Below are 26,655 nucleotides of genomic sequence, written 5' to 3'. Positions count from 1 at the left end.
AAGGGCTGCGGTTGCCAGTCCCGATATCTATTGAGATAATCCCCCTCCTGATCCATCGCAAGATAAGGTTCATAGGTACCCCGATCCAGTATTCATCGGGGTCGTACAGTTTGTAATTACTAACGAAAAGACATGGCTGAGAAACGCAATATTTTCCTGATAGGTCCCATGGGTGCGGGCAAGAGCACCATAGGTAGACATCTGGCAGAACAACTGCATATGGAGTTTTTCGACTCAGATCATGAGATTGAGCGCCGCAGTGGTGCTGATATCGGCTGGGTGTTCGATGTTGAAGGCGAAGAAGGTTTCCGGATTCGCGAAGAAAAGGTGATCGGCGAATTGTCAGAGCAGCAGGGTATCGTGCTGGCGACGGGTGGCGGTGCCATCAAGAGTCGCGAAACCCGCAACAAGTTGTCTGCTCGTGGCATCGTGGTCTACCTCGAAACCACTATCGAAAAGCAGCTGGCGCGCACACAGCGAGACAAACGCCGCCCTCTGCTACAGACCGAAGAACCGGCACGCGAAGTGCTGGAACGTCTGGCACAAGAGCGCAATGCCCTGTATGAAGAGGTTGCCGACTTTGTTGTGCACACCGATGACCAGAGCGCAAAAATCGTTGCCAATCAAATTGTAAAGCTGATCGGTATGTAATCTAGAGGACGTCCATGGAACGGTTGAAGGTCGAACTGGGTGAACGCAGCTATCCCATCGAGATAGCTGCCGGGTTGTTGCAGCGCCCCGAGGCGCTGGTATCGACCATCAAGGGCAAGCGGGTGATGATAGTGACCAACACGGTCGTTGCTCCGCTTTATCTTGAACGGGTAACCGCTCTGCTGTCGGGTTTTCAGGTTGAACACCTGATCCTGCCTGACGGTGAGGCATACAAGAACCTGGCGACCTTTGAGCAGATCATGTCTGCTCTGCTTGAAACCAACCATGGGCGCGATACGACACTGATCGCTCTGGGGGGCGGCGTGATCGGGGATGTGGTGGGCTTTGCGGCAGCAAGCTATCAACGTGGCATTCCTTTTATCCAGATCCCGACCACCCTGCTCTCCCAGGTTGACTCCTCTGTTGGCGGTAAAACCGCTGTCAACCACCCCCTCGGCAAGAACATGATTGGGGCTTTTTATCAGCCCAAACAAGTTGTTATCGATACCGAATGTCTGAGTACCTTGCCCGCCCGCGAATTTGCCGCAGGGATGGCCGAGGTGATCAAGTACGGCATCATTTGGGATGCTGATTTCTTCAGCTGGCTGGAGCAGAACATGGTGCGTCTGCAACAGCTGGAACCTGCCGCGCTGGCCTACGCCATCAAACGCTGCTGCGAGATCAAAGCCGATGTGGTCGGTCAGGATGAGACCGAGCACGGCGTCCGTGCTCTGCTCAATCTGGGTCACACCTTTGGTCATGCCATCGAGGCCGAGCAGGGGTATGGCAACTGGCTGCACGGTGAAGCAGTATCCGCCGGCACCATGCTGGCAGCCTGGACTGCGCAGGCCCGTGGCGATATGAGCGAAGCGGACGTTGCGCGAGTGCGCGCCCTGCTGCTGGCCGCCAATCTGCCCATTCATGCGCCTGCCGAGATGGATTTCGCCGCCTTTATTCGCCATATGCGCCGTGACAAGAAGGTGCTGGAAGGCAAGCTGCGTCTGGTGTTGCCGGTTGGTATCGGCCATGCGCAGGTGGTCGGGGATGTGTCCGATGCCGAGTTGCTGGCGGTGATCGAGTCTGGTCGTGACGAATAAACTGCTAAAACTTCCTTCTCAGCGGCAGCTGGTTGACCGGCTGCTGCATCTGATTGAATTCAATCACCCTTTCATTTTTCTCTCCGGTAAACCCGGTTGTGGTCGCGGTACCCTGTGCGAATCCCTGCTCGGCGTGTTGCCGGATAAAGTGCGGGTGGTAAGCCTGATTGGTACGCCTGCCATGAAGATGGTGGATGTACGCCAGCTGTTGCTACCACAGGTGGTGGCGCGCCCGCTCTTCAATCCACAGGATGCGCTGGCGGAGAGCTTCTTTCGCATGCTGGAGGGGAGCAAGCCAGCCACCCTGTTGCTGCTGATAGAGCGGGCCGACCAGTTGCCAGCTGAATTGCTGGGAGAGTTGTGGGCGATCATACGTCATAACGATACCCTGGCGGCGCCCCATCAGCTGGCCATTATTGTCTCGGGCAGTGACGTCTGGTGTCGTACCCAACGACCGCAGCTCAAAGGGCGTGCCATGCCAGCCCTTGAGCTGGAAGTGCCGCCACTGAGCCCGCCCGAGCAGCGCATCTTCTTGTATGAAAAAGCCAAAGAGCTCAAGATCCCGGCGACCCTCTTGCCCAAGCCGCAAGTGGAGGAGATCCTGAAAACGGCGAACGGACATCCGTCCACCATCATGCAGTTACTGGAGGATATCATGACCGACAGAAGGCCCAAGAAGCGTCAGGCGGAGTTGCCTGTCAAGAAGATTGCCACCGCTATCGCGCTGGTTGCTGGCGGCCTGCTGGCGTTGAGCTACCTGCTGCCTGCGCTGTTTGACAATGAAAGCAAACCGGCGCTGCAGGATCCGGTGCAGAACACGGCATTGCCGATCCCGGTAGCGGGAGGCGATCCCCTCACCGCTGGCGGTTCGAATACCGATGCCGCTGCACAAGGCGCGCAAAACAGCGATGCAGCCAGCAATCCCAACGGGGTAGTGAAGGATTGGCAGCCGGAGGCGAAAGTGCTGCCCAAATCGGTGGAGAGCGAAACTGTGACCACCGAATCAACCAATTACGAAGGGCGTCGGGTGGTGATCTCTGACGAGGTCGTGCAAAAGCTGATGACCGAACCCAAGGTGAGCGGCGCTCTGCCTACTGACGTGGTGGACGAGCTGACCGGCAAGAACCCGAGTGGCACAGCCCCCAGTGGTGCAATCGCAACCACGGCGCCAGCCAGTACCTCCAAAGCACTGAATCCGGCGACAACCGCAACGCCTGCGGCCACCACCAAAACCGCCAGCAACGAGCCGGTTGCCGCGCCAGCACCCAAGGTGGCCCTGACTCCGGTCGCCACCTTGAACAAGAAGCCGCGCAACCACTACAGCGTTCAGCTGATGGGGGCGAGCAACACCAAGGCGGTGGATCAATTTGTCGCCGAGCATGGTCTGGCGGGCAAGGTATGGGTCTATCAGACCAAATTCCGTGGCAGCCCCTGGTACGTTGTGCTGCAAGGGGATTATGCCGGTCTGACCCAGGCCAAGAGTGCCATTCGCAAGCTTCCGCCAGCTTTGCTGAAAGGTCAGCCCTGGCCCAAGTCGTTTGCACAGGTACAAAAAGAGCTGAAGCAATAGCCTTGATACCGGATAAGGGGGTAGAATCGTCCCCCTTTTTGGGTCTTGCCTTCTTACACACCGGATTTCCATGAAAAAAACACGCGCTTTTTTAAAATGGGCCGGGGGAAAATACTCCCTGGTTGAAGAGATTGCCGAGCGCCTGCCGGCCGGGCGTGTGTTGCTGGAGCCCTTCGTCGGGGCTGGGTCAGTGTTTCTCAACACCGACTACGACGCGTATGTGCTCAACGACATCAATCCGGATCTGATCTGCCTGTACAACCACCTCAAGCTGACGCCGGACAGTTTCATTGCCGAGGCGCGCAAGCTGTTTGTGGCAGAGCACAACCACAAGGCGGCCTATTACCGGCTGCGTACCCAGTTCAATCAGACCGAGACCACCTTCGAGCGGGCACTCTTGTTCCTGTTTCTCAACCGTCACGGTTTCAACGGACTGTGCCGCTACAACAAGAAGGGCGGCTTCAACGTGCCGTTCGGCTCCTACAAGAAGCCCTATTTCCCGGAAAAAGAGCTGTGGGCCTTTGCCGAAAAGGCGCAGAAGGCGACCTTTATCTGCGAGAGCTACGCCGACGCCATCAAGCGTGCCGAAGAGGATTGGGTTATCTATTGTGATCCACCCTATGCGCCGCTCTCCACTACGGCGAGCTTCACCACCTATGCCTCCGGTGGGTTTACCCTGGATGATCAGGCGATCTTGGCGCGATTGGCCCGCCACACAGCCGCTCACAAAGGGGTGCCGGTGCTGATCAGCAACCACGATATCGAGCTGACTCGTGAGCTTTATCGCGGTGCCCGCCTCGACGAGATCCTGGTCAAGCGCACCATCAGCCGCAACGGCGGCACCCGCAACAAGGTGGCCGAGTTGTTGGCGCTCTATCCCCCCGGTATCGAGCCGGAGCAGGGCTACTATCCCAGCGACAGTGAACTACTGCCACTGACGTAACAGACCATGCGGCGCCCAGGGGCGCCGTTTTTTATGGGCGAGTCCGCGCCCGTGCCGATGCCCCAAAACCCAGGTTGCTGGGGGAGGGGAGGTGATTGCCCCATTTACCCCGCATTCGAGTCGTTTTCGCCCGCCTTTTACGTTAAAATTGCGCCGCTTTTTCTCCCTGGCTGCCAATGGATGATGCTGATGAAAGACTTTCTGATTGCCCCCTCGATCCTCTCTGCTGATTTTGCCCGTCTGGGTGACGATGTAGCCAATGTACTGGCTGCTGGTGCCGACGTGGTTCACTTCGACGTGATGGACAACCACTATGTCCCCAACCTGACCATTGGCCCCATGGTCTGTCAGGCGCTGCGTGACTACGGTATCGAGGCCCCCATCGACGTGCACCTGATGGTCAAGCCGGTGGATCGCATCATTCCTGATTTTGCCAAGGCCGGTGCTTCCCTCATCACCTTCCATCCGGAAGCGTCCGATCACGTTGATCGCTCTTTGGGCCTCATCAAGGAGATGGGCTGCCAGGCGGGTCTGGTGCTCAATCCGGCTACCTCGCTCTCCTGCCTCGAGTATGTGATGGACAAGCTGGATGTGATCCTGCTGATGTCGGTCAACCCGGGCTTCGGTGGCCAGAGCTTCATCCCCGGTACCCTCGACAAGCTGCGTCAGGTGCGTCGTCTGATCGACGAGAGCGGTCGCGATATCCGCCTCGAGATCGATGGCGGGGTGAAGGTCGACAACATTCGCGAGATCGCCGAAGCGGGCGCCGACATGTTTGTCGCCGGCTCTGCCATTTTCAGCCAGCCTGACTACAAGGCGGTGATCGACAAGATGCGTGCGGAGCTGGCTCATGTCACACGCTGAGCGCGCATTTGATTTGGTGCTGTTCGATCTGGACGGCACCCTGATTGACAGCGCCGCCCAGTTGGCGCTGGCGGTCAATCTGACTCTGGCAGACCTCGGTCTGGCGCAGGCCGATGAAGCGGTTATCCGTACCTGGGTCGGCAACGGAGCCGACAAGCTGATCCAGCGTGCGCTCGCCTATCGCGAGGCCGATCCCGAGCTGTTTGCCAAGGCCAGACCGATTTTTTTCCAGCACTACAACGCTTGCCTGCTGCAAGGGTTGGAGATGTATGACGGGGTGGCCCAGAGTCTGCGTCGCTTGCAAAGCCTGGGCTACAAGCAGGCGATCGTCACCAACAAGCCGAGCGATTTCGTGGCACCCATCCTCGATGCCCTTGGCATCAGCGATTGCTTCGAACTCTGGCTTGGCGGCAACTGCGTGCCGGTCAAGAAGCCGAGCCCGGAGCCCTTGCTGCACGCCTGCCAGGAGTTGGGGGTGAGCCCGGCTCGCACCCTGATGGTGGGCGACTCCGAAAATGACGTGCTGGCGGCCAAGGCGGCTGGCATGAAGGTGGTGGGTCTTACATACGGCTACAACTATGGCCGTCCCATCGCCGACTCCCATCCCGACTGGGTATTCGAGCAGTTTGCCCAGCTCGATGCACTTTTGGTCTAATAGCGCAACTGGGCTGGCTGAATAACAAGGATTAACACTCTCATGACTAAACCAATCGTATTGAGCGGAGCGCAACCCTCCGGTCAACTGACCATCGGCAACTACATGGGGGCCCTGCGTCAGTGGGTCAACATGCAGGATGAGTTCGACTGCCTCTACTGCATCGTCGACCTGCACGCCATCACCACTCGCCAAGACCCGGCTGCCCTGCGCAAGGCTTGTCTGGACGCGGCTGCCCTCTATCTGGCGGTCGGTATCGATCCCAAGAAGAGCACCGTTTTCATCCAGTCTCACGTGCCGCAGCACGCCGAGCTGGGCTGGATCCTCAACTGCTACACCCAGATGGGTGAGCTGTCGCGCATGACCCAGTTCAAGGACAAGTCCGCCCGTTTCGAGAACAACGTCAACGTCGGCCTGTTCGGTTATCCGGTGCTGATGGCCGCTGATATTCTGCTCTATCAGGCCAATCAGGTGCCGGTCGGCAACGACCAGAAGCAGCATCTGGAGCTGACCCGCGACATCTGCACACGTTTCAACAACCTCTATGGTGAGGTGTTCACCATGCCGGAGCCCTTCATTCCGACCGAAGGTGCGCGGGTGATGAGCCTGCAGGATCCGACCAAGAAGATGTCCAAGTCGGATGACAACGAGGCCAACTTCATCGGCCTGCTGGAAGATCCCAAGCAGATCGTCAAGAAGATCAAGCGTGCGGTGACCGATTCCGACGAGCCGGCGGTGGTGCGTTTCGACCCGGAAAACAAACCGGGTGTTTCCAACCTGCTGACCCTGATGTCCGGTGTGACTGGCCGCTCCATCCCCGAGCTGGAGCAGCATTTCGAAGGCAAGATGTACGGTCACCTCAAGACCGAAACCGCCGAAGCCGTGGTTGCGCTGCTGGAACCGATCCAGGCCCGTTTCCATGAGTTGCGTCAGGATGAGGCCCATCTGATCGCGATTCTGGCAGAAGGAGCACAAAAGGCGCGTGAAAGAGCTGAAAAAACCCTGACCAGCGTATATGATGTAGTCGGCTTCGTTCCTCGAGCCTGACATACTGGGAAGGTGTAGTAGAAGAGAGCTGGGTATTTGCCTGGCTTTCTTTATTTTCTGCTCGGCTATTTTGTTTAATTTCTTTATTTCAACCTGGGTAATATCCCCAAGAGAAAGCATGCCTGTTCAACCAACTATTTCTGCTGAAGAGCTGAGTGACAAAGGTCACTGGCTACGTAAATTTCGCAAGGCGAAAAACCTCAATACCCTGCAGTTGATGGTCTCCAATGCCATCGACAAGCACCATAAAACCCCTGCCGTTGCTGCCGCCATCTATCTGGCCGAGTGTCAGCGTGAACGGGAAATGGAACAGGGTCGTTATCTCGATCGTTAATTCTCTGCTGTTGGTTATCTCATGCTGTTGTTGATCGATAACTACGACTCTTTTACCTGGAACCTGGTGCAATATTTCGGCGCCCTGGGACAAGAGGTTGTGGTCAAGCGCAATGATGAACTGACGCTTGATACCATAGCGCAGCTCTCCCCCCGTTTTCTGGTGATCTCTCCCGGTCCCTGTACGCCCAATGAGGCGGGGATCTCTCTCGACGCTATCAGCCACTTTGCTGGCAAGCTGCCCATTCTCGGCGTCTGTCTCGGTCATCAGTCGCTGGCGCAGGCCTTCGGCGCCCGCGTAGTGCGTGCCCGTCAGGTAATGCACGGCAAAACCTCGCTCATCCGCCATCGCAATGAGGGGGTGTTCAAGGGGCTCAACAACCCGCTGAGGGTGACCCGTTACCACTCCTTGGTGGTGGAGCGCGACACGCTGCCCGACTGCTTCGACATCACCGCCTGGAGCGAGCATGCCGATGGCTCGTTTGACGAGATCATGGGGCTGCGCCACAAGACGCTCCCTGTCGAGGGTGTTCAGTTCCATCCGGAGAGCATTTTGAGCGAGCAGGGCCATCAGTTGCTGGCCAACTTTCTGGCGCGTTCATAAAAAGTTGTGATCGCCTTCTCAAGTTCGAGAGAAGGCAAAAAAAATTTCCCTGACACTTTATTCACCCCCTCTCCTGCCCAAATTATCTCTTGCCAAGCCCCCCTGAGTCGTTATGCAATGCGGTTGCCTAAAATCTCAAGAGCAATCGAACATTGTTCCTTATAGGCCGTCTTGTTACAGACTTTTTACTTTATTTCTGTGATAATCCCGTCACGTTTACACGGATTTAACTTTTGGGCGGTGGATTATTCTGTCGCCGAATCGAAGGAGAGCTATATGTCAGAGTTGTTGGCAGTGACACGTGAAGTGTTTGATGAAGTGATGGTTCCCAACTATGCGCCCGCCAAGATCATCCCGGTGCGTGGTGAAGGGTCACGTGTCTGGGATCAGGAAGGGCGCGAGTATGTCGACTTCGCCGGTGGCATCGCCGTCAACGGTTTGGGTCACTGTCATCCCAAGCTGGTCGAGGCCCTGAAAACCCAGGGCGAGAAGCTGTGGCATCTCTCCAACGTCATGACCAACGAGCCGGCCCTGCGTCTGGCCAGGAAGCTGGTTGCCGCCACCTTCGCGGACAAGGTCTACTTCTGCAACTCCGGCGCCGAAGCAAACGAAGCCGCTCTCAAGCTGGCTCGCCGCTACGCCATCGAGAAGTTTGGCGAGCAGAAGACCCAGATCATCGCCTTCAATCAGGGTTTCCACGGTCGTACCTTCTTTACCGTCAGCGTCGGTGGCCAGGCAGCCTACTCCGATGGCTTCGGTCCCAAGCCCGGTGACATTACCCACGTACCCTACAACGATCTGGCGGCGCTGGCCGAGGTGATCTCCGACAACACCTGCGCCGTGGTGATGGAGCCGCTGCAAGGGGAGGGGGGCATCATTCGTCCTACCGACGAGTTTGCCAAAGGGGTGCGCGAGCTGTGCGACAAACACAATGCCCTGCTGGTGTATGACGAAGTGCAGTCCGGCGTCGGCCGGACCGGTGATCTCTATGCCTATATGGGGCTGGGCGTCACGCCGGACATCCTCACCAGCGCCAAGGCGCTGGGTGGCGGTTTCCCTATTGGCGCCATGCTGACTACCAACGAAATCGCCTCTTACCTGAAAGTGGGCACTCACGGCTCTACCTACGGCGGCAACCCGCTGGCCTGTGCGGTGGCGGAAGCAGTGATCGACGTGATCAATACCCCGGAGGTGCTGGCTGGCATCAAGCAGCGCGAGCAGCTGTTCCGCGATGGCCTTGAAGCCATCAATGCCAAATACCACTGCTTTAGCGAGATCCGCGGCAAGGGTCTGCTGCTGGGCGCGGCCCTGAGCGATGCCTACAAGGGGCGCTCCCGCGACTTCCTGCTGGCCTCCATCGATCAGGGGCTGATGGCACTGGTGGCTGGTACCAACGTGGTTCGTTTTGCCCCTTCACTGGTGATCCCGGAAGCGGACATCAAGGAAGGGTTGGCCCGCTTCGAGAAGGCGGTTGCCCAGGTGGTTAACGCCTGATTCCAAATTGAGGTGGGGAGCTCTCCCGGCAGGAGCCGGGACCCCACCTGTCGTCAATGAAAGGGAGTTGTCATTTATGTTGGTTATCCGTCCCATCGAGCAAAAAGATTTTGCCGGGCTCAAGACCTGCGCCATCGAGTCCGGCACCGGCATGACCTCGTTGCCCGTCAACGATGAGCTGCTGCAGCGCAAGATTGACGCCTCTACCCAGACTTTTTCCGACAAGCCGGCCGGTAAGGGGGACTGCCTCTACTTCTTCGTGGCCGAGGATCTGGAGACCGGCGAGATGGTCGGCACCTGTGCCATCGATGCTGCGGTTGGCCTCTCCCAGCCGTTTTACAACTACCACATCGGCAAGGTGGTGCACTCTTCTCCCAAGCTTGGCATCTACAACGTCGTTGAAACCCTGACCCTCTCCAACGACTACACCGGCAACTCCGAGCTCTGCACCCTGTTCTTGCGCGAATGTGCCCGCGAGGGGCTCAACGGCCGCCTGCTATCCAAGCACCGCTTCCTGTTTATGGCCGAGCACCCTGAGCTGTTTGACGAGACCGTCTTCGCCGAGATGCGCGGCGTCTCCGATGCCAACGGCCACAGTCCCTTCTACGAGTGGCTGCAAACCCACTTCTTCTCGATGGATTTTCCCACCGTCGACTATCTGACCGGCATCGGCAAGAAGCGTTTTATCGCCGAACTGATGCCCAAGTACCCCATCTACGTCAATTTGCTGAGCAAAGAGGCGCGGGCCGTTATCGGCCAGACCCACGAGAAGACCCGCCCGGCCATCAAGATGCTGCAGGACGAGGGCTTCGTGAACCGTGGCTACGTCGATATTTTCGATGCGGGCCCCACCGTCGAGTGCGACGTGAAGAATATCCGCAGCGTGCGCCGCAGCAAGAAACTGCGGGTGCTGGTGGGCGAGCCCATCGGTGGCAAGACCCACCTTATCTGCAACAGCCGTTTCGAGCATTACCGCGCCTGCTACGGCAATATCCGGGTCGATCTCGACAAGCATGAAGCCATTATCCCGCCCAAGATGGCGGCGGCACTCAAGGTGCAGGATGGCGACATGGTGCGGGTGGTCGACCTCGACTGAGACAAACAGGACAAGCAAACCGATTATCAGACAGGCAGCCGAGGCTGCCTGTCAGCGACAGGGAGTGAATGGATGAGCCAGTTAGTGCAATTTATCGACGGTCAGTGGCTTGCCGGTGAAGGCAAGCCGTTCGAGTCAACCGATCCGGCCAAGAACAAGGTGATCTGGCAGGGGGCTGCCGCCAGCGCGGCGCAAGTGGATGCCGCCGTCAAGGCCGCCCGTGCCGCCTTTTACCATTGGGCGGATATGAGCCTTGAGGATCGTCTGGCCATAGTGCGCCGTTATGCCGACCTGCTCGGCGAGCAGAAAGAGGCGCTGGCCCTGACCATCGCCCGCGAAACCGGCAAACCGCTGTGGGAGACCCGCACCGAAGTGGCCGCCATGCAGGGCAAGATTGCCATCTCCATCCGTGCGCACGACGAGCGTACCGGCACCGTTGAAAATGCCATGCCGGGCGCCAAGGCGTTTGTCCGTCACAAGCCCCACGGTGTGGTGGCGGTGTTCGGCCCCTACAACTTCCCGGGTCATCTGCCCAACGGCCATATAGTCCCGGCGCTGATTGCGGGTAACGCCGTGGTGTTCAAACCCTCCGAGCTGACCCCCATGGTGGCCGAGGCCATGGTCAAGGTGTGGCAGCAGGCCGGATTGCCCAAGGGGGTGCTCAATCTGGTGCAAGGGGAGGTCGAGACTGGCAAGGCGCTGGCTGGCAACCCCGACATCGACGGCCTCTTCTTTACCGGCTCCTCCCGCACCGGTCATTTCCTCCATCAGCAGTTTGCCGGTCAGCCGGGCAAAATTCTGGCGCTGGAGATGGGCGGCAACAACCCGCTGATCGTGAAAGAGGTGAGCGACATCGACGGCGCCGTCCATGCCATCGTCCAGTCGGCGTTTATTACCTCTGGTCAGCGCTGCACCTGTTCCCGCCGTCTGTTTGTCGAGCGTGGCGAGCGGGGCGATGCCCTGGTCAAGCGACTGATCGAGGTGGTCGGCCAGATCAAGGTCGGCCTCTATGACGCCGCCGAACAGCCGTTCATGGGCTCGATGATTAGCGAGAAGGCTGCGATTGGCATGGTCGAGGCGCAAGCCAACCTGCAGCGCCTCGGTGGTGAGAGCCTGCTTACCCTCAAGCATCTGGAAGCGGGTACCGGCTTTGTCTCCCCGGGCATTATCGACGTGACCTCAGTCAGCGAGCTGCCGGATGAAGAGTACTTCGGCCCGCTGCTGCAGCTCATTCGCTATGACGATTTCGATGCTGCCATCGATCAGGGCAACGCCACCCGCTACGGTCTCTCGGCCGGTCTGCTGGGTGACAAGGAGGCGGACTGGAATCACTTTTTCAAGCGGATCCGCGCCGGTATCGTCAACTGGAACAAACCCATCACCGGCGCCTCCAGTGCCGCACCGTTTGGTGGTATCGGTGCTTCCGGTAACCACAGGGCGAGCGCCTACTACGCCGCTGACTACTGTGCCTATCCGGTTGCCTCCGTGGAAGACAGCAAGGCGGCTATGCCTGAGCAGCTCTCGCCGGGCCTCTTCTTCTAAACAGACAACTACAAGGGGCACCCATCGGGGCCCCGTTTCGTACCCGCAATCAAAGGAAAGAGAGATGCAAAAGGATATCGACACCCTGTTCAGCCATCTGTGGGACAACTACATCAAGGTGACCCCGAGCGCCCTCAAGGTGCACACCCTGCTGGGTGGCGGCGAGCCCATCGTCAACGATCACGTGGCGTTTCGTACCTACAACCTGCCCAAGCTGGGGCTGGAGAAGCTGGCGGCCCACTTTCTGGCGCTCGGTTACGAGCAGAAGGGCGAGTACGTTTTCAAGGCCAAGAAGCTCTACGCCAAGCACTTCGAGCATCAGGATCCGGACGCTCCCAAGGTGTTTATCAGTGAGCTGAAGGTGGAAGAGCTCTCTCCGGCTGCCCAGGCCATCATCCACAAGCTGGCGGATCAGGTGCCCGATCATCTGACCGATACCCCGGCATTTCTCTACACCGGCGCCCCCTGGCAGGTCTCCTATGCCGATTATCAGACTCTGCTGGCGGAGAGCGAGTACGCGGCATGGATGGCAGCATGGGGCTATCGTGCCAACCACTTCACGGTCAATATCAACAAGTTGAAGGATTTCGACACCATCCATCAGGTCAATGCGGCACTCAAGGCGGCGGGTTTTGTGCTCAACAGTGTGGGTGGCGAGGTGAAAGGGGACCCGCAGGTGATGCTGGAGCAATCCTCCACCATGGCGGACAAAGCAGAGGTGCCGTTCAGCGATGGGGTGCGTACTATCCCGAGCTGCTTCTACGAGTTTGCCCTGCGCTATCCGCAGGCTGATGGTGCGCTCTATCCGGGCTTTGTCGAGGCCTCGGCGGACAAGATCTTCGAATCGACGAATGCCATGTAACGGGAGCCACCCTGTTTCAGTCGCCACGCCTCCTTTGTGGAGGCGTTTTGTTTGGCGCAGACTGACGGTATCGGGTGTTGTCTGACGCCGTGTGAAGAGGAGATTTGGACGGCGCCCAACCGGTAAAGGTTTGTTGATAAAAATGTGAAATAGATCACTTGATACGTCACAGATTGACGCTGGCGGCGGAGCAAAAAGGAGTAGAATGGCGCTTTATTTTTGCGGGGCCAATCGATGCCTAACTATCACTTTTTCAAGCAGGCTCAGGCGCTTACCTATCTAGATGCCAATGCACCCAGCTATAGCGATGAGCGTCGTCAACTGGTCGAACAGGGATTTGCCGCCATCGCCGCCCCCACCTTTGCAGATACCCCGGCCGAAGCCCTTGAGCTGCTTCGTACTCATCAGGCACTACAGGATGAGGCCAACGCCAACGCCCTTTGTCTGACGGTTGCCACTATTCCGGCTGCGATCGCAACTCTGTCCGGGCACTGACGCTGCCGCTATGCTCACGTAAACAAAAAATGGTGCCACTGTGATGGCACCATTTTATTGGTTTGCCTGCTTGCCCCTGAGCCGTTTAGCGCGGGTGCAGGTCACCTTCGATAACCAGCACGGTATCCATCCCTGCCGCCTTGCCAGCCTCAAGCCCGATCCGGGTATCTTCAAACACCAGACAGTTGGCGGGATTGGCGCCGAGCAGTTTGGCCACCCGCAAGAAGGTGTCGGGATGCGGTTTGTGGTTGGTGACATCATCGGCGCTGACCACCACAGAGATATAGGCATCGAGCCCGGTGCTTTTGAGGATGGAGTCCGCCTGATTGCGCGGTGAGCCGGTGCCAATCCCCATCTTGACCTTGCCGTGATAGTGCCTGACCAGCTCCCACATCTTGGGAAAGACGCTGACCTTGTCGATATGTTCCATATAGAGGGCAATCTTGCGACGGGTAAAAGCCTCGACATCCACCGTCAGCCCCTGCTGCTCGGCCAGCATGGCGATGATCTTGCGGGTGGGAATGCCGCCGTACTGATAGAGCTGATCCCGCTCGAAGGGGATGCCGAATTCGGCGCAGGTAAGCTCCCAGGCATCCAGATGGAGGGGCATGGAATCTACCAAAGTGCCATCCATATCGAAAATCAGGGCATCGTAGTGATCAAACCCGTACTGCTCACGCTCGCTCATGGGGGCTCCTCGAATCAAATAGGGCAGGCTAGCAGAAACGGTCGGCGTTTTGTGGGATCGGCCTCATGGTTGGGCAGATTGTGGCCGCCGTTTTTTCTATCTCTTGCTGATTTGTGAGACAATAATCCGTTCATTGCCGGATACTTTGGCATATCAGATCTGCGAGTCCGCTTATGACCTCGAAAATGTCCCCCAAAACCATCTTCTCCAGTGTGGCGCTTGTGATCGCGCTCGGTTCACTGGAAAAGAGCATCGTCACTACCCCGCTGCCCATGATTGGCGCCGAGCTGCATGCCGGTGCCGCCCTCACCTGGGTGGTCACCGCCTACCTGCTGGCCGCCACCGCCGTGCTGCCCCTCTATGGCAAGCTGAGCGATCTCTTTGGTCGGGTGCGGATGCTCAATATCGGCATCGGCCTGTTTCTGGCGGGCTCGGTGGCCTGTGCTCTTTCCCAGGATCTGCAGACCCTGCTGGCAGCGCGGGTGCTGCAAGGGCTGGGGGGCGGCGGTCTGATTGCCCTCGCGTTTACCGTGATTGCCGACACCATTCCGCCGCGGGAGGTGGGCAAATATCAGGGCTACATTTCGGCGGTCTATGCGGTCTCCAGTATCGCTGGCCCCTTGCTCGGCGGCTACTTCACCGAGCAGCTCAGCTGGCGCTGGATCTTCTGGATCAATCTGCCGCTCGGGGCGCTGGCAGTCTTTCTCATCAACCGCAACCTCAAGCAGCTCAACGTGCGTCGCCACAGTCGCTTCGACTGGAAGGGGGCGGGTCTGCTGATTACCGTCACCACGCTCACCCTGTTGCTGCTCTCGCCGGAAGCGGCGCTGCCCGCCGTCTGGCTCTCGGCGGCACTGGGCGTTGCGTTGCTGCTGCTCATTCTTATTGAGCGGCGTGCCCACGACCCCATATTGCCTGCCCATCTGGCACGGCTGCCCGGTTATCTGGTGAGCGTGCTGCTGGTGATGCTCTCCCAGTTGCTGATGTTTGCCGTGCTGGTCTATCTGCCGTTGCAGATGCAGTGGCAGAAGGGGATGAGCGCCAGCGAGAGCGGCGCCATCATGGTCATCTTCATGATCTGCATCACTGCTGGCGCCTTTGTCGGCGGCAAGCTGATTGGCCGTACCGGCCACTACAAGAGTTTTGTCGCGGTGGGCTTTGGCCTCGCGGCAGTGGCGCTCTGGCAGATCCACTTCGATGCTTGGGTCAGACTGGCGCTCGGGTTTGCCGGTATCGGTCTGGGTCTGGTGCTGCCCGCCCTCTCGGTAGTAGTGCAAAATGCACTGCCGCGGCAGGATCGCGGCATCGGCATGTCGCTGTTCAACTTTGGGCGGGAGCTCGGCGGTGCCGTCGGCGTGGCCATCTGCTCCATGCTGTTTCACTTCCGCCTGCCAGCCGGCAGCGATGGCGATCTGAGCCGACTTGCCCCCGATCTGCTGGCCCCGGGCTTCAGCGCGACCTATATCGGCATGGCTCTGATCGCCACGCTAGCGCTGCTCATCACCCTGCTGGCGTTGAAACGCCACGAGCTGGCCTCCATCAGCGCCTGATTTGACCTGCGCCGACATTGGCTCACCATAGATAGCATCAGGGCTCCCCGCGGGGAGCCCTGATTGTTATTTGGCGAACAGAGTGGCTGCTGCCATCAAGCCATGCGCGAGTTACTCCTGCGCCGGACTCTCCTTGCCCGCCAGCTGGCTCAGCCAAGCGAAGCGGCGGTTGGCCTCCTGCTCTGCCTCTTGATAGAGCTGGCTGGCCACTTCCGGTAGCTGGCGCTCCAGCCGCTGGAAGCGGGGCTCGTGGCGCAAGGTCTCGGCCAGCGAGGCATTGGGTGCCCGCGAGTCGAGTGCCAGCGGCAACTTGCCCTCGTCAGCGCGGCGCGGATCGAAGCGGTAGAGGGGCCAGAAGCCGGTTGCGGTCAGCTGCTTCATCTGCTCATGGCTCTCGGCCATGTCGTAGCCATGCTCCTCGCAGGGGCTGTAGGCGATGATGAGAGAGGGGCCCGGGTAGGCTTCCGCCTCCAGAATTGCTTTCACAGTCTGGTTCATCTGGGCGCCGAGGGAGATCTGCGCCACATAGACGTGGCCATACATCATCACGCTGGCCCCGAGATCCTTGCGCGCCTTGCGTTTGCCCTGCTCGCCAAACTTGGTGATGGCACCGAGTGGCGTCGCCTTCGACTGCTGGCCGCCGGTGTTGGAGTAGCACTGGGTGTCGAGCACCAGCACATTGATGTTCTCCCCCAGACTCAGCACATGGTCGAGTCCGCCAAAGCCGATGTCGTAGGCCCAGCCATCGCCGCCGATGAGCCAGACCGATTTTTCCACCAGATAGTCTGCATCGCGAGCCAGCTCTTGTGCTGCCGGGGTCTGGCTCCCCTGCAGCAGCGCTCGCAACTGCTGGATATGGGCCCGCTGCTCGGAAATCGGCAGAGTGGCATCGCCGAGCGCCTCGCGCAGCGCTGCCGGAATGGTGTCGCCCAGGCTCGCCAGCAGACGGCGCACCCGCTCCCTGTGCTGATCGACGGTAAGACGGAAGCCCAGTCCGAACTCGGCGTTGTCTTCAAACAGCGAGTTGGCCCAGGCCGGCCCGCGCCCCTCGGCGTTGGTGGTGTAGGGGGTGGTAGGCAGGTTGCCGCCATAAATGGACGAGCAGCCGGTGGCGTTGGCAATCAGCAGTCGATCGCCATAGAGCTGGGTCAGCAACTTGATATAGGGAGTCTCGCCACAGCCGGAGCAGGCGCCCGAGTATTCAAACAGCGGCGAGATGAGCTGGGAGGTGCGGATGTCGATGCGCTCCAGCTGCTCGGCGCTGCGCTCTGGCAGGTCGAGGAAGAAGTCGTAGTTGGCCTTCTGCTCGTCGAGGTGATCGAGGCGCGAAGCCATATTGATCGCCTTGCGATCCGGGTTGCTGCGATCCTTGGCCGGGCACACCTCGACGCAGAGATTGCAGCCGGTGCAATCCTCCGGCGCCACCTGCAGCACGTACTGCTGGCCGCGCATGTCACGGGATTTCACATCCAGCGCATCCAGGGTAGCGGGAGCAGCGGCCAGTGCATCCGGTTCCACCACCTTGGCGCGAATGGCCGAGTGGGGACAGGCGGCGACGCAGTAGTTGCACTGGGTACAGAGCTCCGCCTCCCAGATGGGGATCTCCTTGGCGATATTGCGCTTCTCCCAGCGGGTGGTGCCGACCGGCCAGGTGCCATCCGGCGGGAAGGCGGAGACCGGCAGGCTGTCACCCAGCCCTGCCAGCATGGCGGCGGTGACGGTCTGGACAAAGCTGGGGGCCTTGGCCGAAACCACCGGCGGGCGGGGGCGGCTGGCGGGATCCAGCTCACCCAGCGGCGCCCGGGTCAGGGCGGCGCAGGTTGCCTCCAGTGCCTGCCAGTTGCGTTCGACCAGTGTCTGCCCCTTGCTGCCATAGCTGGTGGCGATGGCCTGCTTCAGCAGGCTGGTCGCCTCTGCGGGGGGAATGATGGCGCTGAGCTGGAAGAAGGCCATCTGCATCACGGTATTGATGCGGTTACCGAGCTGGCAGTCGCGGGCAATTTTGGCGGCGTTGATGATGTAGAAGCGCGCCTCTTTCTCGCGCAGGGCATGCTGTACCTCGCTGGGGAGGCGCTGCCAGATATCCGCTTCGCTGTAGGGGGTGTTGAGCAGGAATATGCCGCCCGCTTTCAAGCGTTCCGCCATCCGGTACTTGTCGACAAACTGCCACTGATGGCAGCCGATAAAGTCCGCCTCTTCCACCAGATAGGCCGACTGCAGCGGCCGCTCGCCCACCCGCAGGTGAGAGACGGTGAGGCCGCCCGCCTTCTTGGAGTCGTAGACGAAATAGCCCTGCGGATAGAGGTCGGTGTGGTTGCCTAGGATCTTGATGCTGTTCTTGGCCGCCGAGACGGTGCCATCGCTGCCAAGACCGTAGAAGAGCGCCTCCAGCTTGTGTTGCTGGTTGTGGATGGGGCTTTGCGAATTGAGCGCTGCCAGCGGTAGCGAGAGACCTGTGATGTCATCGAAGATGCCGACGGTAAAGCGCGGGCGCGGGTTCTCCTGTGCCAGCTCGGCAAACACCGCCAGTGCGCAGGCGGGGCCGAACTCTTTGGAGGAGAGGCCATAGCGACCGCCGATAACCCGTGGCAGGCTTGCCCGCTCGCCCCGGCTGACCGCTTCGGCCAGCGCCGTCATCACGTCGAGATAGAGGGGCTCGGCCTGTGCGCCCGGCTCCTTGGTGCGATCCAGCACGGCGATGGAGCGGGCACTCTCGGGAATCGCGGCCAACAGGTGCCCGGCCGAGAAGGGCCGGAACAGCCGCACCTTCACCAGACCTACCTTCTCCCCTTGGGCCAGCAGGCGCTCGATCACCTCTTCACAGGTGCCGATGGCTGAGCCCATCAGCACCACAATCCGCTCCGCCTGCGGGTGGCCGACATATTCAAATGGCCGGTAGTGGCGGCCGGTCTGCTCGCCAAAAGCTTGCATCGCATCGTTCACATGGCCATAGGCGGCGTCATACCAGGGGTTGCTCGCCTCCCTGCACTGGAAGTAGGTGTCCGGGTTGGCGGCGGTGCCGCGAATGACCGGTTTGTCGGGGGTGAGCGCCCGGTCACGATGAGCACGGATGGCATCTGCGGGCAGCAGGGCACGCAGAGTGTCGTCAGCGAGCGGCGCTATCTTGGCGATCTCGTGAGAGGTACGAAAGCCGTCGAAGAAGTGGATAAAGGGGAGGCGGCTGTTGAGGCTCGCTATCTGGGAGATCAGGGCAAAGTCCTGCGCCTCCTGCACATTGCTGGCACAGAGCATGGCGCAGCCGGTCTGGCGCACCGCCATCACGTCCGAGTGATCGCCAAAGATCGATAGCGCATGGGTCGCTACGGTGCGCGCCGCCACATGCAGCACAAAGGGGATAAGCTGACCCGCCAGCTTGTAGAGGTTGGGGATCATCAGCAGCAACCCCTGCGACGAGGTAAACGAGGTCGCCAGCGCGCCGGTCTGCAGGGCGCCGTGGACGGCGGCGATGGCGCCCCCTTCCGATTGCATCTCGACAACCCGGGGGACATCCCCCCAGAGGTTCTTGCCCCGCTCGCTCGACCAGGCCGACGACTGCTCAGCCATTGCCGAGCTGGGGGTGATGGGGTAGATGGCGATGACTTCGCTGGTGCGGTACGCCACCGAGGCGACTGCGTTATTCCCGTCTGTGGTGATCATCTGTTTTCCACTTTGCTATGCCAGTTTGAAGGCCGATAGTTGCATCGGCAATGGATAGGTCGCAGGCATAGTAAGAGGGGCAATGAGAGCGTATCAAACGGGATAAATAATCAATTAATAAGTCAGTAATAGTGGTTAATTTAATCCCGTTACGTGGGGACGTGATTTTCTGCTAGTAGCCGGTGGGGTGGCTGACGGGCCATTGACATGGCCCGTCAGCACGGGGTTAACCCCGCTCCACTTGCAGCCAGATGGCGCACTGATAAGGGGCGAAGAGCGGCAGTGGTTCGCTTGGGTAATTGGCCAGCAGCAACCGCATCTCGTCTGTCACCTTGTCGAAGTGGGGCATCGGCAAGGGGTTCGCCGTGAGATTGGCGAGCAGCAGCAGGGTGTGCCGATCTCCGCTTGCCGGATCCTGCCAGTGGCGGTGATAGCTGATGCGCTCGGGATCATCCCCATCCAGCAGCTCGAAATTGCCGTAGCAAATGACCGGGTGAGCCTTGCGCAGGGCGATGAGCTGGCGATAGCAGCGAAACGGGGAGTCGGGACGGGCCAGCTGCTCGGCGGCATTTATCTCGACGTGATTGGCGTTGAGGGCAATCCAGGGCGTGGCCGTACTGAATCCGGCGTAGGGGCCGGCGTCCCACTGCATCGGGGTGCGGGCGTTGTCGCGGCCAATGGCATCGAGCCGCCGACTCAGCTCGGCAGGATCCAGCCCTGACTGGCTGGCGCGGTAGTTGATGGCCTCCACATCGCGCAGCTCGCCCGGCTGCCAGTGGCGGTTGGTCATGGCGAGCTCCTCCCCCTGATAGATGAAGGGAGTGCCCTGCATCATGTGCAGCACCATGGCCCACAGCTTGGCGCTGGTTTCACGCCACTTTGGCCTGTCATCGCCAAAGCGGGAGACGGCGCGAGGCAGGTCGTGGTTGCCGAGAAACAGGCTATTCCAGCCACGTCCGTGCAGCCCTTGCTGGTGGCGGGCCATGGCTCGCTTGAAGGCGAGGGGATCAAAGCGGGATGACCACTTGTCACTGCCGAGCTCCAGATGCTCGAAGTTGAACACCATGCTGAACTCGCTGCCATCTATGCTGGAGTAGTGCTGCATATGGGCGAGATCGGCTCCCCAGGTCTCCCCCACCGTGATGATCCCCTTGCCGCCGAAGCTCGCGGCATTGAGCTCGCGGATATAGTCGTGCAGGCGCGGGCCATTGCTCATGGCCAGCCGGTCCCACTCCTTGCTCACCATGTCGATCACATCGAAGCGAAATCCCTTGATCCCTTTGCCCAGCCAGAAGTTGATCACCGCCGCCATTTCGGCTCGCACCGCCGGGTTGTCCCAGTCCAGATCGGCCTGACTGGGATCGAAGTTGTGCAGGTAGTAGCGATCAAGCGCTGGCACATACTGCCAGCCGCTGCCGCCAAAAATTGAGGTAATGGGGTGAGCATCGACAAAGGCTTGATCCCGGAAGACGTAATAACCCTGATAACGGGGATCCCCGGCCAGTGCCTGCACAAACCACTCATGCTCGGTGGAGGTGTGGTTGGCGACGATATCCATCATGATGCCGATGCCGTGAGCGGCCGCTTCGGCGATCAGCTGCTCCATCTCGGCCTGGGTGCCGAAGGCGGGGTCGATGGCGCGGTAGTCCGCCACGTCATAGCCGTTGTCCCGTTTGGGGGAGCGATAGATGGGGGTGAGCCAGAGCATATCGACCCCGAGGGTGGCCAGATAACCGAGGCGCTGACGGATGCCGTTGATGTCGCCCATGCCGTCGCCATCGCTGTCCTGAAAACTCATGGGGTAGATCTGGTAGATGACGCAGCTATCGAGGTCGATATCGGGCGTGTGAAGGGAGTGCGTATTCATCAGCGTGGCCGGTTGGGGGAAGAGATTTTCTATCTTACCGAGATGAGCGGGCAGTCAACAGGGCAGGGGAAACCTTGAAAAGGGTTCCATAGTTGGCTGATTGCCAAAAGTGCGGGAAGGGTCACAAAGGTGCCATCCCGGGCCACGGAAGTGGTCGGGATGGCACGACACTCAGCGATGATGCTGTGTAAGGAAGGGGGCTATTGGGCCGCCTTGGCCTGCTCGCTGCGCTGCGCCTGCTGGTGTTCCGCTTGTGCCTCCAGCTCCTTGCCGAGGAAGTAGTTCAGGAAGGTGCGGATCACCGCGATGATGGCGAGGCGGATCAGCTCCTCCTTGCTTGGTGCGACCGTGGTGGCCAGGATGTCGGCGGCGAGCTGGAACTCCAGCGCCAGAATGAGCCAGCTGCCAAAACAGAGGCGAATGCGCGGAAAGCCGGGCTGGTGATCCCGCACTCTTGCCGCCAGCCAGAGGGTCTTGCCAAGCCCTATCACCACACAGGCGATGGAGATGATCTCCAGCAGCAGCTGGAACAGCTCGACCCCGTGCATCATCCCCTCTTTCAGGCTCGCTATCTCAAACACTCGGGTCACCTCCCTGATTCAAAAGAGGACACTATTAACACATCGCTCGGCAAAGGCCAAATCCGGCTCAGGCAATCATTTTGAATTCAATCACATAGAGCGGCGGCAGATCGGGGTAGATCTCGCGGATCACCTGTTTGAGCTCGGGGAGGGTCATGTTCTCCTGGCGGGAGTGTTCGTCATTGAGCTCATCGAAGGCTACAGCATTGACGGAGAGCACCTCTATGGTGCCGAAGGGCTGGTGTTCCGGGTTGGTGAACAGCGCCAGCCGCTGGCCGGGCCGCCAGTTGGCCTCGCTCTCGTCGCGGATGGTGATGGTCTTGCGGCCCGCCTGAATGTCGGCAACGAAGCGGCTGAAGAAGGTGAATTCGGGATAGGAATGAGCAGACATGGTGACTCCTGACTGGGTGAATTGAAATGAGGTGAATGGAAATCAAAGATCGAGATAGGCGCGCAGCCTGGCCAGATCGGCGATAACGGGGCCATCGCTGCCGTCGGCAACTATGCCCTGTTCGACCAGCTCCTTGAGGGCGCGGCGGTAAACCCGCTCTGTGGTGCCGAAGCGCGCCGCCTCGTGGGCCCGCTTGCGCGATCCCAGCATCGGAGTGCGCTGGCGCTCACGCCACAGCTCATAGGCGATGTTGTAGGCGATGGGGTGGAGCAGGCGGCTGGTGGTGATCTCCAGGGTATCGAGATAGTCGCTGGCAAGTGCGGCGGCGAAAAAGAGGGTCAACTCGGGTTCTGCCAGCAGGCGCTGGGCCAGCTTGTGGGCGCAGATGACTCGGGCATCCAGCTCGGTCTCGGCCACTACGTTCCACTGTACCGGGGTTGCGCTGAAGAACTCCATCTCGCCGAAGATTTGGCAGTGGCACTCAATTTCGCCAAGCTGGAAGCGGCGGCCAGAGTGTACCGTGCTGTTGAGGGATACCCGGCCATGTTCGACCAGATAGAGCTGCTCGCTCTGCTCCCCCTGCCGCATGATCAATTCGCCCGGCAGGTAACGGCGCAGAAACAGGGTGCAGGCGTCGAGCGCCGCGGCAAAGCGGGGTTCAAGCTGCTGGAGTTCGGCGTGAAAACGGCCGAGGGGGTAGGGCTGTTGCTGCATGACTTGCCTGTCGCACCGGATGACGAGGGCCATGAGGCTAGCAAGAGTGCGGGCCGGATACCAGCCCGCACGGTAGCGGATGTGCCGCAGTTAACGGTTTGCGCTTTATTGCACCAGAGCGTGGAGGGCGGCCGCGATGGCTTGCTGCTCACCGGCCATCATCGCCTGTTCGGCGCTGGCGTAATCCGCCACCCCTTGTTGCACATCCTGCTCGAACAGCACTACGTTGCAGAGCACGGCTGCAACCCGCACCTTGCGCAGGCGACCCACGGTCAGCAGGGCTGCGGTCTCCATGTCAGCGCCGAGCACGCCACGGGCATGCCAGTAGCGGCACACCTCCTGCTCATCATCTCGATAGAAGCTGTCGTGGGAGCGTACCAGCCCGTGCCAATGAGGCTGGCTGCCGGTTGCCACCTGATTGAGCAGGGCCGCTTGCAGCCAGATATCGGCGCAGGCGGGGTACTCGGCGGGCAGATAGGCCTGCGAGGCCCCCTCATTGCGTACCGCCCCTTCCACCACGATAAGGTCGCCAAGACCGATGTCGTGTTGCAGGGCACCGGCGGAGCCGACCCGAATAAGCGAGTGGGCACCGGCTTGCACCAGCTCCTCCAGCGCTATGATGGCTGAGGCGCCGCCGATGCCGGTGCTGCAGACCGTGATGGGCAGCCCCTGATAGCGGCCGTTGATGAGGCGAAATTCCCGGTTTTGCCCCAGCACTTCACACTGTTCGAGCTGGCTGGCGATGCGATCGACCCGGGCCGGGTCGCCGCACAGTACCACCCGCTCGGCAATCTGGTCGGGGTGGCACTGCAGATGGGGTAACAGACTCATAGCTTACAGACCTTGTGGCTGGCGCTTGGCGGCAATCACCCAGAGGCGGGTGCCGTTGGCGGCGATGAACAGCAGGATCAGGTACTCCAGCGACATGGCGTAGACGCCCTGCGCGGCATAGACACCGATGCTGATGATGTTGATGACGACCCAGAGGATCCAGTTCTCCACGTATTTGCGGGTCATCAGGATCTGAGCGACCACCGAGAGCACCGTCATGCTGGCATCCCAGAACGGGAAGGCATCGGGTGAAGGCTCGGGGGTAGCAAGGTTGGCACCAAACAGGTTGAGCAGGGAGACCGAGGTGCGCGCCAGGGTGGCGAAGACCGGGTCGATATAGCGGGTCAGCAGAGCGATGGCCAGCACGCTCACGGCGGCGGTCACCATCAGTTTGGATTTGCTGAGCCAGCGGATCTGCAGGGTATCCCCCTGATCGTTGGCCGGGCGGGTCCAGGCGTACCAGCCGTAGACGTTGGCGCAGAAGAAGAACAGCTGCAGCATCAACAGTCCGTAGAGCTGGATCTGGAAGAAGATGATGGCAAACAGGCTGACGTTGATCAGGCCAAACAGGTAGTTGATGGTTTTCTCCTGACTGGCGAACCAGATACAGGCCAGCCCGAACAGGGTACCGATGGCTTCAATCCATGACATGGCATAGCCGCCACCCAGCGGTATGGTCACTAGCGTGTTATTGATGCTGAACAGCTCGAATATGCTCATTTTCTGATCCTTGGACATGAGGGTTAGTATGCGAGGGCGCCATTCTAAGGGGTGAGGGGGAGGAGGGGCAGGACTTTTGTCCGCCCCGTACTTGGCCCATATCAAAGAAATCGCCGCTGCTGCCCGGTTATTCCAGCAGTGATGGGTTATGGGGTCCCGATGGGCCGGACTTTATTGATATGTAGCAAGATGATAGCGCCATGGCTGTGGTCTGATAGAGTCCACTCTCCGGGAGGAGAATCACGTGATAAAAGGAGGTTGCATTGAATTCCGAGCTTGTCTGGGTGCTCTGTCTGCTGGCTGGCGCCATCTATCTCTTTATGACCAACAAGGTGCGCATGGACGTGGTCGCTCTGTTGATCATTATCCTCTTTGTGCTGAGCGGCACCCTCACCCTGCCGGAGGCGCTGGCGGGTTTTAGCGATCCCAACGTCATTCTGATTGCCGCCCTGTTTGTGGTGGGTGAGGGGCTGGTGCGCACCGGCATCGCCTATCAGGTGGGGGATGCATTGGTGAAGGTGGCGGGTAGCAGCGAGACCAAGCTGCTGGTGCTGCTGATGGTGGCGGTGGCAAGTCTTGGGGCTGTGATGAGCAGTACCGGGGTGGTGGCCATCTTTATTCCGGTGGTGCTGAGCGTGGCGAACCGGATGGGGATCCCGGCCGGTCGCCTGATGATGCCCCTCGGTTTTGCCGGGCTGATCAGCGGCATGATGACGCTGGTGGCCACGCCCCCCAACATGGTGGTCAACAGCGAGCTGATGCGTCACGGCATTCACGGTTTCGGGTTCTTCGATTTCACCCCCATGGGCGTGCTGATCCTGGGGCTGGGCATCCTCTACATGCTGCTGGTGCGCGGCTCCTTGGTGGGCGAGGGAGAAGAGGGCAAGGGCAAGCCGACCGGGCGCCGCACCCTGCGCGATCTGATCCGAGACTATCGCCTTACCGGTCGGGCCCGTCGTCTGGCGCTGCGCCCGGACTCCCCGCTGATTGGTCACACCCTGGACGAGCTGCAACTGCGTGCCCGTTATGGTGCCCACGTCATCGGGGTGGAGCGCTGGCGCAAGTTTCGCCGGGTGATGGTGCCGGTGTCGGGGATCAGTGAATTTCAGGCCAAGGATGTGCTGCTGATCGACATGTCAGACCCCGAGGTGGATGTGCGGGCGTTTTGCACCGAGGCGCGGCTCGAACCCATGATCCTGCGCGGGGAGTACTTCTCCGATCAGGCGCGGGAGGTGGGGATGGCCGAGGTGTCGCTGATCCCTGAGTCCAAGCTGCTGGGTAAAAGCGTGCGTGAGGTGACCTTCCGCTCCAGCTATGGTCTGAGCGTGGTGGGGCTGCGCCGCGACGGTGAGGCACTGGCAGGCAAGCTGGTGGACGAGCCGCTGCAGATGGGGGATACACTGCTGGTGGTAGGAAACTGGAGCCACATCAGACAGTTGCAGACCCATAGCCGCGACTTTCTGCTGATGGGGTTGCCCGCAGAAGTGGACGAGATGGCCCCCGCCCGCAGCCAGGCGATCCATGCCCTCTTCTGTCTTGGAGTGATGATCCTGCTGATGGTGACCGATCCGGTGCCCAACGTGATTGCCGCGCTGATCGCCTGTCTGCTGATGGGCAAGTTTCGCTGCATCGATATGGAGAGTGCCTACAAGTCGATCCACTGGCCGACCCTGATCCTCATCGTCGGCATGCTCCCCTTTGCGCTGGCGCTGCAAAAAACCGGCGGGGTGGATCTGATCGTCGGTGGTCTGATCAATGCGGTAGGGGAGATGGGGCCGCGGGTCATGCTGGCCAGCCTGTTTGCCCTCTGCGCGGTGATCGGGCTCTTTATCTCCAACACCGCGACTGCTGTGCTGATGGCACCCATTGCGCTGGGCACGGCCCAGCAGATGGGGGTATCGCCCTATCCGTTTGCCATGACCATTGCCATCGCCGCCTCGGCTGCCTTTATGACGCCGGTCTCGTCACCGGTCAATACCCTGGTGCTGGGGCCGGGCAACTACAAGTTTGCCGATTTTATCCGTATCGGGGTGCCATTCACCCTGTTGGTGATGGCGGTCAGCGTGGTAGCGATCCCCTGGTTCTTCCCGTTCTGATCACCGGGATGATGAATGTGTGCACCAGCGGCCTGCGGGCCGCTTTTTTATGGCCGGGAGACAAGAGTGGCAAGGCGTGCTCGGAATCAGTGAAGAGTGATGTGGACGGGAATTAACGTGGAGCTGGGTTAATAGAGGAGCGAGAGAAAAACTGGGGAGAGGCAAATTTCAGATACAAAAAAACCAGCGTGAGCTGGTCTGTTTGGTACTGCTATTAATGGTGCGGAAGGAGAGACTCGAACTCTCACGCCTAGGGCGCCAGAACCTAAATCTGGTGCGTCTACCAATTTCGCCACTTCCGCAATAT

24 protein-coding genes and 1 tRNA gene are annotated in these 26,655 nt (G+C 60.0%); 16 read left to right on the top strand and 9 right to left on the bottom strand.

From position 1 onward, the window contains the following. Positions 1 to 132: 132 nt before the first annotated feature. The 14 genes from aroK (at position 133) to LRL22_RS09480 (ending at position 13,253) form a co-directional block, all read left to right on the top strand. Entirely contained in the window at positions 133 to 651 is a 519-nt protein-coding gene (aroK, locus tag LRL22_RS09545) for a shikimate kinase AroK (RefSeq protein ID WP_005335014.1), read from the top strand. Positions 652 to 665: 14 nt separating this feature from the next. Then, positions 666 to 1,748, top strand: coding sequence for a 3-dehydroquinate synthase (gene aroB / locus LRL22_RS09540; protein WP_021229792.1), 1,083 nt, complete (start codon positions 666 to 668; stop codon positions 1,746 to 1,748). Further along, positions 1,738 to 3,318 (top strand): SPOR domain-containing protein, encoded by a 1,581-nt coding sequence (locus LRL22_RS09535; RefSeq protein WP_270905267.1) that lies wholly within the window; start codon positions 1,738 to 1,740, stop codon positions 3,316 to 3,318. Before aroB ends, LRL22_RS09535 begins: the two co-directional genes overlap by 11 nt. Positions 3,319 to 3,388: 70 nt before the next feature. Continuing rightward, positions 3,389 to 4,261, top strand: coding sequence for a Dam family site-specific DNA-(adenine-N6)-methyltransferase (locus LRL22_RS09530; protein WP_005335008.1), 873 nt, complete (start codon positions 3,389 to 3,391; stop codon positions 4,259 to 4,261). Between the two features lie 189 nt (positions 4,262 to 4,450). Then, the gene (rpe, locus tag LRL22_RS09525) at positions 4,451 to 5,125 is read left to right on the top strand and encodes a ribulose-phosphate 3-epimerase (protein WP_270905266.1); all 675 of its coding nucleotides are present in this window, start codon (positions 4,451 to 4,453) and stop codon (positions 5,123 to 5,125) included. Beyond that, positions 5,112 to 5,780 (top strand): phosphoglycolate phosphatase, encoded by a 669-nt coding sequence (locus tag LRL22_RS09520; protein WP_216961321.1) that lies wholly within the window; start codon positions 5,112 to 5,114, stop codon positions 5,778 to 5,780. Before rpe ends, LRL22_RS09520 begins: the two co-directional genes overlap by 14 nt. Before the next feature lie 42 nt (positions 5,781 to 5,822). Continuing rightward, positions 5,823 to 6,827: a tryptophan--tRNA ligase gene (trpS, locus tag LRL22_RS09515; protein WP_005362251.1), complete on the top strand. Its 1,005-nt coding sequence runs from the start codon at positions 5,823 to 5,825 to the stop codon at positions 6,825 to 6,827. 118 nt (positions 6,828 to 6,945) lie between these two features. Continuing rightward, entirely contained in the window at positions 6,946 to 7,161 is a 216-nt protein-coding gene (locus LRL22_RS09510) for a hypothetical protein (RefSeq protein ID WP_005334997.1), read from the top strand. A 21-nt stretch (positions 7,162 to 7,182) separates the two neighbouring features. Next, entirely contained in the window at positions 7,183 to 7,764 is a 582-nt protein-coding gene (locus LRL22_RS09505) for an aminodeoxychorismate synthase component II (protein WP_139463500.1), read from the top strand. 276 nt (positions 7,765 to 8,040) lie between these two features. Further along, a complete protein-coding gene (locus LRL22_RS09500) occupies positions 8,041 to 9,258 on the top strand; it encodes an aspartate aminotransferase family protein (protein ID WP_158112935.1) in 1,218 nt (405 codons plus the stop codon). 76 nt (positions 9,259 to 9,334) lie between these two features. Beyond that, the gene (gene astA / locus LRL22_RS09495; RefSeq protein ID WP_005334994.1) at positions 9,335 to 10,354 is read left to right on the top strand and encodes an arginine N-succinyltransferase; all 1,020 of its coding nucleotides are present in this window, start codon (positions 9,335 to 9,337) and stop codon (positions 10,352 to 10,354) included. Between the two features lie 72 nt (positions 10,355 to 10,426). Then, entirely contained in the window at positions 10,427 to 11,896 is a 1,470-nt protein-coding gene (astD, locus tag LRL22_RS09490; protein ID WP_270905265.1) for a succinylglutamate-semialdehyde dehydrogenase, read from the top strand. 64 nt (positions 11,897 to 11,960) lie between these two features. Beyond that, positions 11,961 to 12,758, top strand: coding sequence for a DUF1338 domain-containing protein (locus LRL22_RS09485; RefSeq protein WP_270905264.1), 798 nt, complete (start codon positions 11,961 to 11,963; stop codon positions 12,756 to 12,758). A gap of 234 nt (positions 12,759 to 12,992) precedes the next feature. Continuing rightward, a complete protein-coding gene (locus LRL22_RS09480; protein ID WP_270905263.1) occupies positions 12,993 to 13,253 on the top strand; it encodes a hypothetical protein in 261 nt (86 codons plus the stop codon). 85 nt (positions 13,254 to 13,338) lie between these two features. Here the strand turns inward: LRL22_RS09480 and LRL22_RS09475 are convergent, their stop codons facing one another. Continuing rightward, positions 13,339 to 13,941 (bottom strand): HAD family hydrolase, encoded by a 603-nt coding sequence (locus LRL22_RS09475; RefSeq protein ID WP_270905262.1) that lies wholly within the window; start codon positions 13,939 to 13,941, stop codon positions 13,339 to 13,341. 185 nt (positions 13,942 to 14,126) lie between these two features. On the opposite strand from LRL22_RS09475, the gene LRL22_RS09470 reads away from it, so the two are divergent. Then, on the top strand, positions 14,127 to 15,491 hold the full coding sequence (locus LRL22_RS09470; RefSeq protein ID WP_270905261.1) for an MDR family MFS transporter: 1,365 nt from the start codon (positions 14,127 to 14,129) through the stop codon (positions 15,489 to 15,491). Positions 15,492 to 15,602: 111 nt separating this feature from the next. On the opposite strand, the gene nifJ is transcribed toward LRL22_RS09470, so the two are convergent. The 7 genes from nifJ to pnuC all read right to left on the bottom strand — a co-directional run bounded on the left by nifJ (position 15,603) and on the right by pnuC (position 24,252). Next, positions 15,603 to 19,148, bottom strand: a complete 3,546-nt coding sequence (gene nifJ / locus LRL22_RS09465) for a pyruvate:ferredoxin (flavodoxin) oxidoreductase (protein ID WP_270905260.1) — start codon at positions 19,146 to 19,148, stop codon at positions 15,603 to 15,605. Between the two features lie 226 nt (positions 19,149 to 19,374). After that, positions 19,375 to 21,015, bottom strand: a complete 1,641-nt coding sequence (locus tag LRL22_RS09460) for an alpha-glucosidase (protein WP_270905259.1) — start codon at positions 21,013 to 21,015, stop codon at positions 19,375 to 19,377. 200 nt (positions 21,016 to 21,215) lie between these two features. Beyond that, positions 21,216 to 21,596: a DUF1622 domain-containing protein gene (locus LRL22_RS09455; RefSeq protein ID WP_270905258.1), complete on the bottom strand. Its 381-nt coding sequence runs from the start codon at positions 21,594 to 21,596 to the stop codon at positions 21,216 to 21,218. Positions 21,597 to 21,663: 67 nt separating this feature from the next. Beyond that, on the bottom strand, positions 21,664 to 21,987 hold the full coding sequence (yqfB, locus tag LRL22_RS09450) for a N(4)-acetylcytidine aminohydrolase (protein ID WP_139408067.1): 324 nt from the start codon (positions 21,985 to 21,987) through the stop codon (positions 21,664 to 21,666). Positions 21,988 to 22,029: 42 nt separating this feature from the next. Further along, entirely contained in the window at positions 22,030 to 22,701 is a 672-nt protein-coding gene (locus tag LRL22_RS09445; protein ID WP_139408065.1) for a Crp/Fnr family transcriptional regulator, read from the bottom strand. Positions 22,702 to 22,806: 105 nt separating this feature from the next. Further along, positions 22,807 to 23,532, bottom strand: a complete 726-nt coding sequence (locus tag LRL22_RS09440; RefSeq protein ID WP_270905257.1) for a nucleoside phosphorylase — start codon at positions 23,530 to 23,532, stop codon at positions 22,807 to 22,809. A gap of 3 nt (positions 23,533 to 23,535) precedes the next feature. Next, complete coding sequence (gene pnuC / locus LRL22_RS09435) at positions 23,536 to 24,252, bottom strand: nicotinamide riboside transporter PnuC (RefSeq protein WP_042656944.1); 717 nt, start codon at positions 24,250 to 24,252, stop codon at positions 23,536 to 23,538. Between the two features lie 263 nt (positions 24,253 to 24,515). Here pnuC and LRL22_RS09430 point away from each other — a divergent pair, with 263 nt between their 5' ends. Then, positions 24,516 to 26,348, top strand: coding sequence for an SLC13 family permease (locus LRL22_RS09430; RefSeq protein ID WP_270905256.1), 1,833 nt, complete (start codon positions 24,516 to 24,518; stop codon positions 26,346 to 26,348). A gap of 218 nt (positions 26,349 to 26,566) precedes the next feature. Here LRL22_RS09430 and LRL22_RS09425 read toward each other — a convergent pair. Beyond that, a tRNA-Leu gene (locus LRL22_RS09425) sits at positions 26,567 to 26,650 on the bottom strand. Positions 26,651 to 26,655 lie beyond the last annotated feature (5 nt).

This window comes from Aeromonas sp. PI_26, from assembly GCF_027854445.1.
GTDB lineage: Bacteria > Pseudomonadota > Gammaproteobacteria > Enterobacterales > Aeromonadaceae > Aeromonas > Aeromonas veronii.
Note: the sequence above shows the minus strand (reverse complement) of the source record. Positions and strands in the feature narration are given on the sequence as shown.

What these genes read in the sequence shown, in the direction of transcription:
- LRL22_RS09510 (WP_005334997.1), top strand. Translation starts at nt 6,946, where the DNA reads ATGCCTGTTCAACCAACTATTTCTGCTGAAGAGCTGAGTGACAAAGGT.
- LRL22_RS09445 (WP_139408065.1), bottom strand. Translation starts at nt 22,701, where the DNA reads ATGCAGCAACAGCCCTACCCCCTCGGCCGTTTTCACGCCGAACTCCAG.
- LRL22_RS09505 (WP_139463500.1), top strand. Translation starts at nt 7,183, where the DNA reads ATGCTGTTGTTGATCGATAACTACGACTCTTTTACCTGGAACCTGGTG.
- rpe (WP_270905266.1), top strand. Translation starts at nt 4,451, where the DNA reads ATGAAAGACTTTCTGATTGCCCCCTCGATCCTCTCTGCTGATTTTGCC.
- aroB (WP_021229792.1), top strand. Translation starts at nt 666, where the DNA reads ATGGAACGGTTGAAGGTCGAACTGGGTGAACGCAGCTATCCCATCGAG.
- astD (WP_270905265.1), top strand. Translation starts at nt 10,427, where the DNA reads ATGAGCCAGTTAGTGCAATTTATCGACGGTCAGTGGCTTGCCGGTGAA.
- LRL22_RS09480 (WP_270905263.1), top strand. Translation starts at nt 12,993, where the DNA reads ATGCCTAACTATCACTTTTTCAAGCAGGCTCAGGCGCTTACCTATCTA.
- yqfB (WP_139408067.1), bottom strand. Translation starts at nt 21,987, where the DNA reads ATGTCTGCTCATTCCTATCCCGAATTCACCTTCTTCAGCCGCTTCGTT.
- LRL22_RS09475 (WP_270905262.1), bottom strand. Translation starts at nt 13,941, where the DNA reads ATGAGCGAGCGTGAGCAGTACGGGTTTGATCACTACGATGCCCTGATT.
- nifJ (WP_270905260.1), bottom strand. Translation starts at nt 19,148, where the DNA reads ATGATCACCACAGACGGGAATAACGCAGTCGCCTCGGTGGCGTACCGC.
- astA (WP_005334994.1), top strand. Translation starts at nt 9,335, where the DNA reads ATGTTGGTTATCCGTCCCATCGAGCAAAAAGATTTTGCCGGGCTCAAG.
- LRL22_RS09485 (WP_270905264.1), top strand. Translation starts at nt 11,961, where the DNA reads ATGCAAAAGGATATCGACACCCTGTTCAGCCATCTGTGGGACAACTAC.
- LRL22_RS09470 (WP_270905261.1), top strand. Translation starts at nt 14,127, where the DNA reads ATGTCCCCCAAAACCATCTTCTCCAGTGTGGCGCTTGTGATCGCGCTC.
- pnuC (WP_042656944.1), bottom strand. Translation starts at nt 24,252, where the DNA reads ATGAGCATATTCGAGCTGTTCAGCATCAATAACACGCTAGTGACCATA.
- LRL22_RS09460 (WP_270905259.1), bottom strand. Translation starts at nt 21,015, where the DNA reads ATGAATACGCACTCCCTTCACACGCCCGATATCGACCTCGATAGCTGC.
- LRL22_RS09500 (WP_158112935.1), top strand. Translation starts at nt 8,041, where the DNA reads ATGTCAGAGTTGTTGGCAGTGACACGTGAAGTGTTTGATGAAGTGATG.
- trpS (WP_005362251.1), top strand. Translation starts at nt 5,823, where the DNA reads ATGACTAAACCAATCGTATTGAGCGGAGCGCAACCCTCCGGTCAACTG.
- LRL22_RS09530 (WP_005335008.1), top strand. Translation starts at nt 3,389, where the DNA reads ATGAAAAAAACACGCGCTTTTTTAAAATGGGCCGGGGGAAAATACTCC.
- LRL22_RS09520 (WP_216961321.1), top strand. Translation starts at nt 5,112, where the DNA reads ATGTCACACGCTGAGCGCGCATTTGATTTGGTGCTGTTCGATCTGGAC.
- LRL22_RS09440 (WP_270905257.1), bottom strand. Translation starts at nt 23,532, where the DNA reads ATGAGTCTGTTACCCCATCTGCAGTGCCACCCCGACCAGATTGCCGAG.
- aroK (WP_005335014.1), top strand. Translation starts at nt 133, where the DNA reads ATGGCTGAGAAACGCAATATTTTCCTGATAGGTCCCATGGGTGCGGGC.